Here is a 13,754-nt window from a genome sequence, read left to right on the forward strand (position 1 = left end):
CGAGTCGATGACTTCGGGCTCGGGTCCCAGGAAGATATCAGCTCTCGCGGAACTCGGTCAGACCGAATTCCTTCAAGACGGCCTCGGTATGTTGTCCGAGGGACGGCACCGGGTCCATACGCGGCTGCCAGGACTCACCGCTAATTGGTCGCAAAGATGGCATCGGGCCCGCCGGGGTTTCGATATAAGCCCAGCGCTTGCGGCTGCGCAGTTGCGGATGATCCCACACGGCGGACATGTCATTCACGCGAGCCGTACCGATCCCGGCGGTCTCGAGGCGCGAGATGGCTTCGTTCGACGGCAGCTTGCGGAACGTGTCACAGATGACGGCATCGATCTCAGCTCGCTCTTTCATCCGGCCCGCATTGCCCTTAAAGCGTGCTTCGCTGGCCCACTCGGGCCGTTGTAAGACGATCGTCGTGAACGCGGCCCACTCGCGATCATTTTGAAGTCCGAAAAGTACCATGCCATCAGCAGTTTCGTAGGGCCCATATGGGAAGATCGTGGCATGGCCAGCTCCCGCCCGAGCCGGAGGTTGTGCTCCGTCCATCGCATAGTAAAGCGGATATCCCATCCATTCCACCATGGCCTCCAGCATCGAGACTTCGACATGATCGCCCTGTCCGCTTTTGGCTCGACGCAGCAAGCAGGCCAAAATGCCCTGAAAAGCCATTGTGCCCGCAGCGATGTCAGCAATCGAGATGCCGGCCTTTGCAACGGCGTCCGGCGTGCCGGTCGTTGACAAAAAGCCGGCCTCCGCCTGAATCAGTAGATCGTATGCTTTGCGCTTCTCCCACGGCCCATTCGGACCGTATCCAGATATGTTGCAAGTAATCAGCTGCTTGTATGTGGAGCGCAGCACGCCATCGGCGAGCCCTAGGCGGGCAGCTGCCCCTGGAGCAAGATTTTGCACAAACACGTCTGCGTGCGCGATGAGCCGTTGCACGGCTTCCAACGCTCCCGGCCGTTTCAGGTCGAAGGTGACGCTCTCTTTCGACCGATTGGTCCAGACGAAATGACTGGCAAGACCACGCGCACGCGTATCATAGGCCCGAGCAAAGTCGCCACCATCGGGCCGTTCGATCTTTATGACTCGGGCGCCGAGGTCGGCAAGCTGACGCGTGCAATAGGGAGCCGCGATTGCCTGCTCGATTGCGATGACCAATACCCCGTCCAGTGGCCGCGTCACGACACCTCCGACCTTAGATTGTAGCTTCCGCCTTCATGATAAGCTCGTCCCGATCGTTCGTGGCCCACAGCAGGATTTTTCCGGTTTCGTCCGGCGGACTGCCATTCAGATGAAGTTCGCTGCCGTCGAAAAGCGGCGACACCGCGCGGAAGGAATATGCCTTCACCACCACTGAGGAAGGGAGACTGCGCCTAACGAGATCGATCAGGAGAGTAGCAATGAGCGGACCATGGACGATCAGGCCTGGATAACCTTCCACCGCAAAGACGTACGTTCGGTCATAGTGAATACGATGGCCGTTGAACGTGAGAGCCGAATAGCGAAACAGCATGACGGTATCCGGCACGATGCTGCGATGCCATGGTCCTTTCGGTGCAGTTGATCTCGCTCTGTCGGCGGGCGCTGTGACATCTCGATAGACAATGTCGTGATGGTCCGTCAGAAGTAGATGGCCGTTCTCGTCGTGGACGGCGTGCCCTACCGTGACGAACACCAGAGGGCCGGTCGTACCTTGTTTGGACGTCACGCTTTCGATCGTCGATGTCCGCTTGACATGCATGCCCACGCGCAGCGGGCTCTTAAAGGTGAGCCTGCTGCCCGCCCACATCCGCCGGGGAAGGTCATGGATGGGAGGAAGAAAGCCCCCGCGCTTGGGATGCCCGTCAGGCCCTAATGTCGATTGCCGTTCGTTAGGTAGAAAATACAACCAGTGGGCCAGCGGAGGCAGCGCAACCCCCGTTGAATAGAGCTGGTGGTCGGTTTCGAGGGTCGCATCCAGACGCTCAATCGGACTGGCTGTCACCATGTCTTCCTGGGTTACTGTGCGCCCGATCCATTCCTGGTAGTCGTGTCCGTCAACCATCTAGACCTCTCGTTCTGGTCGAACCTATTGGATATCGCTGGTGGACCAACAGTCGTATTATCCAGCAACAGCATTCGGAGTTGGAGAAAGGCATGCATTTCGATCTGGTGGATCTGCGGCTGCTTGTGCTCGTCGTGGACAGAGGTGGGCTTGCCGCGGCAGCCAGACATGCCAACCTCTCTGTTTCTGCGCTGTCCGAACGCATGAAATCGCTAGAGGAGCGGGCTGGCCTGCAGTTGTTCGAGCGTACGGTCAAAGGGACACGACCGACCTCAGCGGGACTGGAGTTCGCCGGGCACGCCCGCAGCATACTTATGCAGGCAGAGCGGCTGAGCGGGGCGGTCCGATCGTGGAGAAAGCGCGAACGGGGCCTGATACGGATGCGGGCCAATTCGAATGCCATCGCAAGCTTCCTTCCGGATGTCTTGGCGAGCTATCTCGCCCGGCATCCCGACGTGACGGTCGATCTCCAGGAGCAGACGTCGGATCTCATCGCGGTGGCGGTAAGAGCGGGTGAAGCAGACCTCGGAATTGCCGCCGAGAATGCGCAGTTTGAAGGGCTGCGAACGGAGCCATTCGGAGTGGACCGCCTTGTCGTACTGGTTCCTCCGGGGCATTGGCTCGCCGACTACACCTCAATAGGGTTCGCCGAGGTGTTGAACGAGCACTTCATCGGCCTAGATGAGCAGGCATCCATTCAGACATATCTCGCCGATCATGCGCGAAGGCTCGGTCGAGAGCTGGTCATCCGCATACGTTTGCGAGGGTTTGAAAGTGTTTGCCGCATGGTGGCTGCGGGCGCCGGCGTTGCCGTCGTCCCAGTAAGCGTCATCTCTTCTTCGGTGAAGGACGCAGGAGCGCGGGCTGTCGAGTTGTCGGATAACTGGGCCCAACGCAATCTTGTGGTCTGCCTCCCGGTCGATCGTCCCGTATCAGATCTGGTGCAGAGACTAATAGCGGACATAGCGAGGTCTACTAGGTCTCGATTCGCCGAAATCGGCGGAGATGCCGGCCCCCTGCGGACATAATCAGCCAGTGTTCGCCCACCGCGAGGGCGGCTTTCGGCAGAAACGAGTTTACAAAGAGTTCGCCGCGTGCGCTTTAGATCTCGGCCTCGCATGAGGCGTTTCCTCCCTGACTCGCCGAGGCCTTCAAAGGTCTCGGCATTTTCGTGAGATGAGGATGGGCAGAGTGCCGCTCGCCGTTAGCGAAGAATGGTGAGCTTATTATGGGAAAAGCCCTCGGGTCGTTTTCGCTGCCCGCACTCGTTCGACACCTATGGCCATGGCGGCGGTTCGATGAGAGACGTTGTCACGAGCGGCGCGGGTAACCATATCGTTGAATGCGCGATCGAGGATCTGATATTCCCTCCGCATAACCTCTTCTTCTTCCCAGAACAATTGCTGGAGGTCTTGAAGCCACTCGAAATAACTCACGATCACGCCGCCCGAGTTACAGAGAATATCCGGTATGAGGAATATCTCGTTGCGGCGCCTCTCTAGGACCAGATCAGCCTCCGGAGTGGTCGGGCCGTTGGCGCCCTCAGCAAGCACGCGACATCGCAGATCCCGCGCCACGCGATCATCGATCACCCGCTCCATGGCTGCTGGCACAAGGACGTCGCAAGGAAGCTGCAGGAGCTCGGCTGGATCGAGACGGGGCGCTTCGTGATAATCAGACAGACTTCCGTGCCTCGCCGCATGACGGATCAACTGTGTGACGTTGAGGCCTGCACGGTCGTAAAATGCGCCCGTGTGGTCGCCGACACCTACTATCTTGACGCCGCTCCTGCTCAACTCCAGTGCCGCGTACGAGCCGACGTTGCCGAAGCCTTGAACCACCGCGGTCGCCGTCGACCAGTCGATCGACAGATCCTTCAAAACTCGTTTGGCCAGATGGGCGACGCCGCGTCCTGTCGCCTCCCGACGCCCTAAGGTGCCTCCCGCGCCAACAGGCTTGCCGGTTACGATCTCCGTTACGGTACGCCCCTGGTACATGGAATACGTGTCCATGAACCACGCCATCACTTGCTCGTTGGTGCCCATATCGGGAGCCATGACGTCGACGTGCGGACCCACGAACGGAATCATCTCCTGCATATAGCGGCGCGAGAGCGCCTCAAGCTCTCGGTGGGAAATCTTCGCTGGATCGACACGAATACCGCCCTTCGCGCCGCCATAGGGTAGTCCGACCAGTGCGCATTTCCAGCTCATCCAAATCGCGAGGGCGGCGACTTCGCCGATATCAACACTAGCGGCAAAGCGCGTTCCTCCCTTGGTCGGCCCGAGTGTAAGGTGATGCTGGACTCGATAGCCCTCGAATACGGAGATCGACCCGTCATCACAATGGATGGGGCAAGAAACCGAGATGGCGCGCTTGGGAAGAAGCAAGCGGCTGCGTTCGTCGATGGGAATTGCCAGATGATCGGCAATCACGGTGAACTGTCGTGAAGCCATCTCGAAGACGGGCCCACTATAGATGCTCATTTTGGCTCCGATTTATCAATAAGCGACGGCCCGGGAGCAATCGACTAAGCGCCCGCGAGCGGATGGAGGACGCGCGGCTGTCTCGCAGCGCCGGCGATCACGTGAGAACTTGCGGGCGTGCAAGCACGCAGGCCCGAAATAGCAGCGGGATGTCTACTGCAATCGGAGCCACACGCTCTTCGTCTGAAGGAAATCCTTCATCGCGTCGATCCCACTTTCACGCCCCAAGCCGGATGTCTTGTAACCACCAAAGGGAACGGCAGGATCAGTCTTCCGATACATGTTGATCCAGACCGTTCCGGCCTGGAGTCGGGCTGCGACGCGGTGAGCGCGACTTACGTCCTTGGTCCAGAATCCCCCGGCTAAGCCGAAGTTGGTCGCATTAGCCGTGCGGATCGCATCCTCTTCATCCTTGAACGCGATAACAGAAAGAACGGGACCAAAGACTTCCTGCTGGGAAATCGTCATCGTGTTCTTCACATCGGCATAGATCGTCGGTTCGACGAACCATCCCTTGCCGCATTCCGGGGCGTGGGATCGCTTGCCGCCAAGCACTAGCCGCGCGCCCTCCGAGCTGGCTGTGTCAATCATCGAAAGTATCTTGCGGAATTGCTGTTCCGTCGCGACAGGGCCGATGTCGGTCGCTGGATCCAACGGGTCGCCCAGCCGCATGCCGCTTCCACGCCGGACCAGCTTTTCAAGGATCTGTTCAAGCACCGTCTCTTGAACGAGTAGGCGGGAGCCCGCGACACATGTTTGCCCGGTCGAGGAGAAAATACCTCCGACGGCACCGGCTGCCGCAGCATCCAGATCGGCGTCCTCGAAAATGATGTTAGGCGATTTCCCGCCCAGTTCCAGGGCTACCGGTTTGAGGTGGCGAGCGGCGAGCTCGTAGACTTTGCGACCGGCGTCGACACCACCAGTGAAGGAGATCTTGGCGACTAGTGGGTGCTGGACCAGCGCGGGTCCGATCTCGGAGCCGTAGCCGGTAAGAACATTCACGACGCCGGGCGGCACTCCAGCCTCTTCGAGCAGATCCACGAACAACAGTGTCGATGTGGATGTGAATTCTGATGGCTTGACGACCACCGTGTTGCCGGCGGCGAGGGCCGGGGCAATCTTCCAGGAAAGAAGTCTCAACGGCGAATTCCACGGAGTGATCGCGGCGACGACGCCGATCGGCTCGTATCGTGTGTAGTTGAAATAATTCTCCGGATCGACGGGGATAACGGAGCTGTGGACCTTGTCGGCAAGGCCGGCGTAGTAGTGATACCACTGCGCCATCGTCTGCATTTGGGTCCGCATTTCGGAAATAGTCTTTCCGTTGTCGCGGATCTCCCATCGCGCCAGGCTCTCGATGTTCTTCAGCACGAGATCTCCAACCCGGTGAAGAATAACCCCTCGCTGCTTTCCGGTCAGCCGAGGCCAAGGTCCTTCGACGAATGACCTGTGTGCGGAGTCGACTGCGTCGTTCACGTCGGAAGCATCGGCTTGCGGGACAGTCGCCCAGGTCTCTGATGTAAAAGGGTTCTGTGTTTCCAATCGCCGTTGGCTCTTTGACGCGCGCTTTTTTCCTCCGATCACCATCTCGAAGTGCTGCATTCCATCTCCTCCGTTTGAGCGTTCGCAACAAGCAGCTCAATAGATCGAGGTAGCAGCATGGGCAACGACAGCAGCTGTTATGGAAGTATGATCAAAATGAAAGAGGAGGCTTGTCCTGCGCGTAAGCTTCGGGGACTTCGAGTAAATTTGTCGCGACGGCCGTGGTTTGGTGCAGCGCGGGAAGCGACCGGCTGTCGATCTCGCCTTGACGTCTCCGGCTCACTGATCGTAGCAATCACTACGACGTCGTCCCGGTTGCCGGGTTGGTCGGAGATACAAGGAGGATCGTTCATTGTCAGCAGCTGTGCACGCAGAGAGCCGCGTTAAGGCGAAGGAAGCCGCCCGGGCGGGCTGGCAATATGAGTTGTACGACCTGCTCCGACGAAACAACTTCACGCAGTTTGCCTACGTCCCGGATGCCGGCCACACCGTTCTCATCAACGAGTCGCTCGCAGATGCCGAGGTCGAGTCGATCGCGCTTACAACCGAAGAAGAAGGTGTCGCGATGATGGCGGGTGCCGAGTTGGGCGGCGCCCGTGGCGTGCTGCTTATGCAGAGCAGCGGCGCGGGTAATTGCGTCAACCTTCTCTCCCTGATAGCGGGCGGACGCTTCCCTTTCTTGACGCTCCTGAGTATGCGCGGAGATTTCGGCGAGGGTAATCCCTGGCAGATGCCGATGGGGAGGGCCGTCGAGCCGGTCCTGGAAGCGATGTCGGTTCGATGTCTGCGTGTAGACCGGCCTGAGGACGTCGTGCCTGTCGTCTCGGCTGCCATCACGATGGCCTTCCAAGGCGGCGAGGCAGTTGCGGTCCTCCTCACTCAAAAACTCATCGGCGCGAAGGCGTTCTAGGGGGCATGATCATGAAAGCAAATGTTGGCAATCCGGAGTTCGACGAGCGCTACGTCCTTGATCGACGTGAGGCCGTTCCAGCGTTAGTGGGAGGTCACAAGGAGTTCCTGTTCATCGCGGGCTTGGCTGGCACCGCGCGCGATGTGACTTCGCTGGTGAACGATGGTCCGTCCGCCTATGGTCTCGGAGGGGCCATGGGGGCGGCGACGATGATGGGGTTGGGTCTCGCTCTCGCTCGTCCCGATCGTACCGTCATCGCCTTTTGCGGTGACGGAGAGTTGCTGATGAACGTCGGGTCCCTGGCCACCATCGGCGTCCGCAATCCTCCCAACTTGAGAATCGTTTGTGTCGACAACGGTCACTACGGCGAAACCGGCTACCAGCGCAGCCATACGAGTTTGGGCGTAGACCTTGAGAAGATCGCCGTCGGGTCCGGCATCAGGCGCACCCTGACTATCGGTACAGCAGCCGAGCTACCGAAAGGCAGCAAGTTGCTGCGGGAATCTGAAGATGCCGTCTTCATCTTGATGCGGGTCAAGCCCACCGATCCGCCGAAGTTTAAGCGAACTCTGGATCCGGCCGTGTGCCGCGTCCGTTTCAAGGCTGCTTTGGCGGATGCAGCTCGTGCGGGCGGCTGAGTCGAAGAGGCGCGAAGTGCCGACGGCACGCAGCGAAGACGCCGCGCCGTCGGCTACCGGCATCGACGTTCGCGATGTATCGAAGATCTTCGCGCTCGGCGCTTCGGAACAGACCGTGGCGCTCAAGCCGCTTTCCCTCACGATCCGGAAGGGCGAGTTCTTCAGCTTCATCGGACCGTCGGGATGCGGCAAGACAACCTTGCTCCGCATCATCGCCGGCCTCACCACCCCCACGACAGGTGGCGTTTTCATAAATGGCACGCAAGTGACCGGACCGGATTCACGGATCGGTATGGTCTTCCAGAAGTCCACGCTTCTACCCTGGCGAACGGTTCTTCAGAATCTTCTCCTTCCCGTCGAGGTGACGAAATCATGCTCGATGCAAGAGGCGAGATCGCGGGCCGATCGCCTGCTTGAGATGATGGGAATTGCCGCTTTCAAAAATCGCTCGCCAGACGAGTTATCCGGCGGCATGCAACAACGAGCGGCGATAGCTCGGGCGTTGATCACAGATCCCGAAATCCTGGCCATGGACGAGCCCTTCAGCGCGCTCGACGAATTCACGCGTGAGCGCCTGAACGATGAACTGATGGGTCTGCAAAAGAGCGCGCAAAAGACCATCATCTTCGTCACGCACAACATATCCGAAGCGGTCTTTCTGTCTGATCGCATCGGAGTGATGGCCCCAAGACCCGGGCGCTTAGACAGCATCATCGAAGCGCAGGGCTTTCCCGCTGTGAGGGACGCCTCACTCCGGAAGAAGCAAGAATTTTTCCGGGAGGTGGCGAGAGCCCGGGATGCCTTCGATAGGCTTCATTTGTGACTCGGGACCTATCGTTCGATGTTGTAAACGGAGAATGCAAGTGTCCAGCCAGGCCGTGAGAAGCGAATCCGAGATCGGCTCAGTCCCCTCGATCCTAGAGGGGGGCCGAAAATTCGGAGCAGCACTGCTAGCGCTCGGCATTGCGCTGCTGCTTCTCGCTATCTGGCAACTCTCGTCCCAATATCGACTTGTGTCCGCTCTGATCCTCCCGAGCCCAGCTCTGGTAGCGGGCGCGCTCTACGAAGGCGTGGTCGGCGGACGCTTCCTGAACGACATCCTCGTGACATTCAACGAAACCGTACTTGGCTTCCTGTTTGGAACGGTCGTCGCCATCACTCTGGGGGCGACGTTCGCATATTCGGGGCTCCTGCGGCGTGCCGGCTATCCCTACGTCATTGCTGTTCAGACGTTCCCGAAGATCGCTATCGCTCCCTTGCTGATAGCCTGGTTCGGATACGGCATAGGACCGAAGGTCATCATTTCGGCTCTACTCGCCTTCTTTCCGGTATTCACCGCTACACTTGCCGGATTCACTGAAGTGAACTCGGACATGATCGATCTGCTGCGATCGATGAAGGCGACGCGGCTACAAGAACTTCGCAAATTGAGGCTGCCCTTCGCGATGGCTTTCATCGTGCCTTCTCTCGATGTGGCCATCGTGCTGGCTTTGCTCGGAGCAATCGCTGCCGAACTGGTCGGCGGAGCCGCAGGTCTGGGGCAGGTCATTCAACAAAAGTCGTTCACGGGCGACATAGCGGCCGTTTATGCGGTCCTCGCTCTCACGGCCGCAATCGGCATAAGCCTTAGAAGCATCGTCAGGACGGTGACCCGAGCTCTTCAGTCAATGGCGTGGGGCTGATTGCAGGTATGGGCACGCAATGCCTTTCGGCACGATTGAATGGAGGAAGTCCTTGCGTTTAGTAGGTTGTTTGGCGGTTGCAGCCAATCTGTCCGTCTTCGTCTGTGGTGCGACGCAAGCCGAGAGTCTGAAGGAAGTGACCTTCGCATCCTCGGATACAGCATTGAGCATCGGGTCCGCGCCTTACTCATCGCTCCAGCCCACCTTGAAGTTGCCGGAGAAGTACGCGGGGGTGACGGTCAAGTTTCAACCTACCGCTGGCGCGACGGCTGCGGTGCAGGCCGTAAGCAACGGCAATGCATTCTATACTTTGGTGGCGTTAGCGTCCTTCTTGCCGCTCGCCCGTCAAGACCCGAACCTTGTTATCGTCTCGTTCGACCCCGGCAATTCTCTCCGGGTGATTGTGCCCCCCGATAGTCCGGTGAAGGGTCCCTTAGACCTGAAAGGTAAAGTTATTGGAGTCGGTAGTTTTGGCACGGCGGCCTATCCGTATGGCAAGGCTATCCTCAAGGAAGCCGGCCTCGATCCCGACAAGGACGTGACCTTCCTGCCGGTCGGTCTCGGAGCACCAGCGGCGGACGCTTTGAAAAGCGGCAAGATCCAGGCTTTCGCGGGGTTCGATAGCCCGAACGCGGTGATCGGAAATCTCCTCGGCGTGAAGATGAGAGACGTGCCGTCCCCGCTGAACGATCTCGTTGGTATGGTCGGTATGGTTGTCACCCGCAGTGAAATCGAAAAGCATCCGAAGGTGGTCGCAGGCCTGTGCCGTGCGCTCTACGAATCGTTCTTCTTCGCCGAAGGAAACATCGAAGGGACCGTGCGCAATCACTTTAAGGTCTATCCTGGCCAGCTCCCATCGAACAAACCACTTGATGAAGCGGTCCGGGAAGGCGAGGTCATCCTGAGAGCCAAGCTCGACGTCGTGAACCACAGAGGAGCCGGTGGCATCATCGGCTACCAGGAACTGCCGACCGTTCAGCACACCGTCGACAAGCTGTACGAGAACGGAATCCTTCCGGAGCGGATGGAAATATCAAAGTACGCGGACCAACGGTTCAAGAACGATTGTGGCGGTTTCGATCCCGCTGAGCTCCGGGCGCAGGCCCGCGCTTGGAAACCGCAATAGAGGAAATCGACAACTGGACACCGAGAGAGGAGAATATTCAATGACGGTCATCGAGCATCTTGCAAAGTGGGGGTCCGAAGCGCCCTTCGAACATTCAAGGGCAGCGCGAGACGTCGCTCGGCACGCTGTTGAAGACGTAATTGCCTGCATCATAGCGGGATCCAACGATCTCGGCGCCTCTAACGTCCGCAAGATGGTGTACGCCTCCGATAGTGCCGGTCCTGGCACGGTCGTCGGAGAGGAGAAGGCCGTGTTGCCGCAGCTGGCGGCGCTCGCAAATGGAACGGCCGGCCATGCATTGGACTATGACGATACGTTCCTTCCGGGCGTCAATCACGCCAGTTCGGTTCTCGTCTCGGCCCTCATGGCGCTTGGCGAGCAAGCGGGATCCTCGGGCGCCGAATTAATCGATGCCTATTTGGTCGGTCTAGAGCTCCAATTCGCGGTCGGCAGCGGTGTGATGCGTAGCCACTACGATTTTGGTTGGCACTCCACTTCGACGATCGGGTGCATCGGAGCCGCCGGCGCCTGCGCGCGGCTTCTCAAGCTGGATGCCAGGCGCTTCGCGCATGCGCTCAGCCTCGGGACGAGTATGGCGTCTGGGTGCAAGGTCCAGTTTGGCAGCATGGCAAAGCCTCTGCACGCCGGGCTTGCCGCTCAGCACGCCATCGAGGCGGCCCAATTGGCCGCGGCCGGCGTCGAGGGACGGCTGAATGCGCTTGAAGGAGGGATGGGCTTTCTCGAATTGTTCGGCGGCAAAGGACCGGCTGGCTGGGGAAAAAACATCGAGAAACTGGGCGCGCCGATGACGGCGGAGTCTCGCGGTCTCATGTTCAAACGCTATCCGTGTTGCGCCTCGACGCACCGGGTTCTAGACGCGTTCTTCGAGCTAAGGGCGCAAGAGAAGTTCGAGGCCGACGAGGTCGAAAGCATCAACACGCTAATTGGATACGGTAACTCGCGAAATCTGATGTACACAAATCCAGTCTCCGAAATGGAGGCTAGATTCTCTATGCAATATTGCATGGCCGTGGCTCTTGTCGACGGTGCTCCGAAGCTCAGTCACTTCACGCCGCAATCCGTCAAGCAGGAAAAATACCGTCGACTTTTCGGACTGACAACCGTCAGTTGCTACGATCCTGCGGAGGAGCAGAAGAACGTCGACCTAATGCGTCCTCATGTCATTACCGTCAAGTTGAAGAATGGCCGGTCGCTGGAACGGTCGCGGGATCTTCCGGTCGGTACCCTCAAATACCCGTTTAGCCTCGACGACCGCAAAGCAAAATTCGACGATTGCTGCAAATCTAGATTGGACAAGGTATCCTCCGATAGGCTCTTCGAGGCCATCAACAATATCGAGAGCGAAGGGCATCTGTCCCGGTTCACCGGTTTGCTGCGATTCGGAGCAAAGGCAAACCACGCTTTCCGCACTTCGAGCTTCGCGTGAGTGCGGCCGGAAGACCACGCATCCGGCCTCACGTGATCCATTCAGCGCAGAACGACTGCGACCGGAAAAAAATATGTCGTCGAAGCCACTTCCCCTGGATCAGGTTAGCGTAGTCGAATTCTGCTCGACGGCAGCGGGGCCTTTCGCGTCCATGCTGCTCTCGGATATGGGAGCGAGCGTCATCAAGGTCGAACCGCCAAATGGAGATGGCTTACGCCAATGGCCGCCGTTGACAGAAGGATTTAGCGAGAACTTTGCCTCACTCAATCGCAACAAGAAATCGATCGTCCTGGATCTCAAGAATGATGAGGACAATGACATTGCGCGGCGGCTTGTGCTCGATGCCGACGTGCTGATCGAGAACAATCGTCCCGGCGTGATGGAGCGCTTGGGGCTCGGTTATCCGCAATTCGCCGCGGAGAGGCCGGATCTTATCTACTGCTCGATATCCGCATATGGTCAAACCGGACCTCGAGCCGACGAAGGTGGGTTTGATCTCACCATTCAGGCCGCTGCTGGCGTGATGAGCGTAACGGGCGAAAGCGATGGAGCGCCGGTCAAATGCGGAGTTCCGATCTCGGATTTTGCGTCGGGTCTATACGCCGCTTTTGCCGTGACCTCCGCTCTGGTGCGGGTTCGGGCGGGGGGCAACGGCGCTCACATAGACGTTCCGATGTTTGGCTGCACGTTGGGTATAGCCGCGTTACAGACAAGTGAATTTTTCGGGACTGGTCTGCTCCCCCGCAGATTGGGATCCGCCCACCCGCGTAATGCGCCCTACCAGGCTTATCGAGCGGCGGACGGCTTCTTCGCGATTGCGGCTGGCAACGACGGACTGTGGCGCGAGGTCTGTCGTGTCGTCGGACGCGACTATCTCGTCACCGATGGGCGTTTCCTTACCACCGCTGACAGGGCTTCGAACCAGCACTCCCTCAAGGAGCTGCTGGAGGCCGTATTCGAAACCCAGCCGGTCGATTACTGGATCGGAGCCTTCGCGAAGGCTCGTGTGCCTCATGCAAGGATTAATAGCTACGACGCGGCCCTTGGAGATCCTCAGACGCGCCACATGGGATGGATCAAAGAACTCCAGTTGCCGGGTGGACGAACGACGCAGACTTTCGCATCGCCCCTGAAGTTCGGCGGCGAAAGCTTTGAAATCCGGAGCCGACCGCCCCTGCTGGGTGAACATACAAAGGAGTTCCGTGACGCCTACAGCCGCAGGCAGCCGGACCTCAACCGAGTTTCAACAAGGTCGGAGGACTGAGGTGAGCCAAAAGCTGCTTGCATTTGTGGCCGAGGTGACACGCTGTGTCGAAAACGTTCAGGACGAAGTCATAGTCGTTTCGCGCGTCAGGAAGGCGATGAGCGAGCTTGTGTCAACGGATGACTGGTTGCCTGAGACGATGGCGCTGTCCGATCCCAAATTCTATCAGCAACATCTGCTATATGGAGACCCTCTTGATCGCTTTTCGGTCGTGAGCTTCGTTTGGGGACCGGGCCAGCAGACGCCGGTCCATGACCATTCCGTGTGGGGTGTCATCGGCATGTTGCGAGGATCCGAGATCAACCAGAGGTACGGCCGGACGGCCTATGGGATGGACCCGATCGGTGGTTCCGAGCGACTGGAGCCAGGCGACGTGGAAATCGTGTCGGAAGCGGTTGGCGACATTCATCAAGTGCGAAATGCGTTCGATGACCGCGTGTCCATTAGTATCCACTGCTACGGTGGGAATATCGGGAGAATCCGACGTCATGTCTTCAAAGATCTCGGTGAGACCCAAGAGTTTGTCTCGGGTTATTCCAATGCTCTCACTCCCAACCTCTGGGCGCCAGCGCAGTGAGTGGGACGGAAGACCTTTTCGTCGGTCGCGC

13 protein-coding genes are annotated in these 13,754 nt (G+C 58.8%); 9 read left to right on the forward strand and 4 right to left on the reverse strand.

What is annotated here, in order from left to right; all coding sequences use genetic code 11:
• Positions 1 to 37: 37 nt before the first annotated feature.
• Both ACWAT4_RS40455 and ACWAT4_RS40460 read right to left on the reverse strand, forming a co-directional pair.
• Entirely contained in the window at positions 38 to 1,189 is a 1,152-nt protein-coding gene (locus ACWAT4_RS40455) for a CaiB/BaiF CoA transferase family protein (RefSeq protein ID WP_128929666.1), read from the reverse strand.
• A 13-nt stretch (positions 1,190 to 1,202) separates the two neighbouring features.
• Complete coding sequence (locus ACWAT4_RS40460) at positions 1,203 to 2,051, reverse strand: HTD2 family dehydratase (protein ID WP_128929665.1); 849 nt, start codon at positions 2,049 to 2,051, stop codon at positions 1,203 to 1,205.
• Between the two features lie 92 nt (positions 2,052 to 2,143).
• Between ACWAT4_RS40460 and ACWAT4_RS40465 the strand changes: the two genes are divergently transcribed.
• On the forward strand, positions 2,144 to 3,079 hold the full coding sequence (locus ACWAT4_RS40465; RefSeq protein WP_128929664.1) for a LysR substrate-binding domain-containing protein: 936 nt from the start codon (positions 2,144 to 2,146) through the stop codon (positions 3,077 to 3,079).
• A gap of 198 nt (positions 3,080 to 3,277) precedes the next feature.
• Here ACWAT4_RS40465 and ACWAT4_RS40470 read toward each other — a convergent pair whose 3' ends face one another.
• Complete coding sequence (locus ACWAT4_RS40470; RefSeq protein ID WP_128929663.1) at positions 3,278 to 4,537, reverse strand: Glu/Leu/Phe/Val family dehydrogenase; 1,260 nt, start codon at positions 4,535 to 4,537, stop codon at positions 3,278 to 3,280.
• Between the two features lie 153 nt (positions 4,538 to 4,690).
• Positions 4,691 to 6,139, reverse strand: coding sequence for an aldehyde dehydrogenase (locus ACWAT4_RS40475; RefSeq protein ID WP_128929662.1), 1,449 nt, complete (start codon positions 6,137 to 6,139; stop codon positions 4,691 to 4,693).
• 292 nt (positions 6,140 to 6,431) lie between these two features.
• On the opposite strand from ACWAT4_RS40475, the gene ACWAT4_RS40480 reads away from it, so the two are divergent.
• The 8 genes from ACWAT4_RS40480 (at position 6,432) to ACWAT4_RS40515 (ending at position 13,723) form a co-directional block, all read left to right on the forward strand.
• Positions 6,432 to 6,989 carry a phosphonopyruvate decarboxylase gene (locus ACWAT4_RS40480; RefSeq protein WP_232995587.1) on the forward strand — a complete coding sequence of 186 codons (558 nt, stop codon included), beginning with the start codon at positions 6,432 to 6,434 and terminating at the stop codon, positions 6,987 to 6,989.
• Between the two features lie 5 nt (positions 6,990 to 6,994).
• Positions 6,995 to 7,627, forward strand: a complete 633-nt coding sequence (locus tag ACWAT4_RS40485; RefSeq protein ID WP_206733166.1) for a thiamine pyrophosphate-dependent enzyme — start codon at positions 6,995 to 6,997, stop codon at positions 7,625 to 7,627.
• 16 nt (positions 7,628 to 7,643) lie between these two features.
• Positions 7,644 to 8,450, forward strand: a complete 807-nt coding sequence (locus tag ACWAT4_RS40490) for an ABC transporter ATP-binding protein (protein WP_164933835.1) — start codon at positions 7,644 to 7,646, stop codon at positions 8,448 to 8,450.
• Between the two features lie 40 nt (positions 8,451 to 8,490).
• Positions 8,491 to 9,309 carry an ABC transporter permease gene (locus ACWAT4_RS40495; protein ID WP_164933836.1) on the forward strand — a complete coding sequence of 273 codons (819 nt, stop codon included), beginning with the start codon at positions 8,491 to 8,493 and terminating at the stop codon, positions 9,307 to 9,309.
• Positions 9,310 to 9,328: 19 nt separating this feature from the next.
• Entirely contained in the window at positions 9,329 to 10,435 is a 1,107-nt protein-coding gene (locus ACWAT4_RS40500; protein ID WP_128929659.1) for an ABC transporter substrate-binding protein, read from the forward strand.
• 40 nt (positions 10,436 to 10,475) lie between these two features.
• Positions 10,476 to 11,882 (forward strand): MmgE/PrpD family protein, encoded by a 1,407-nt coding sequence (locus ACWAT4_RS40505; protein WP_128929658.1) that lies wholly within the window; start codon positions 10,476 to 10,478, stop codon positions 11,880 to 11,882.
• 73 nt (positions 11,883 to 11,955) lie between these two features.
• Positions 11,956 to 13,146: a CaiB/BaiF CoA transferase family protein gene (locus ACWAT4_RS40510; RefSeq protein ID WP_128929657.1), complete on the forward strand. Its 1,191-nt coding sequence runs from the start codon at positions 11,956 to 11,958 to the stop codon at positions 13,144 to 13,146.
• 1 nt (position 13,147) lies between these two features.
• Positions 13,148 to 13,723 (forward strand): cysteine dioxygenase family protein, encoded by a 576-nt coding sequence (locus ACWAT4_RS40515; protein ID WP_164933837.1) that lies wholly within the window; start codon positions 13,148 to 13,150, stop codon positions 13,721 to 13,723.
• Positions 13,724 to 13,754: the final 31 nt, after the last annotated feature.

This window comes from Bradyrhizobium sp. T-1 (assembly GCF_053592855.1).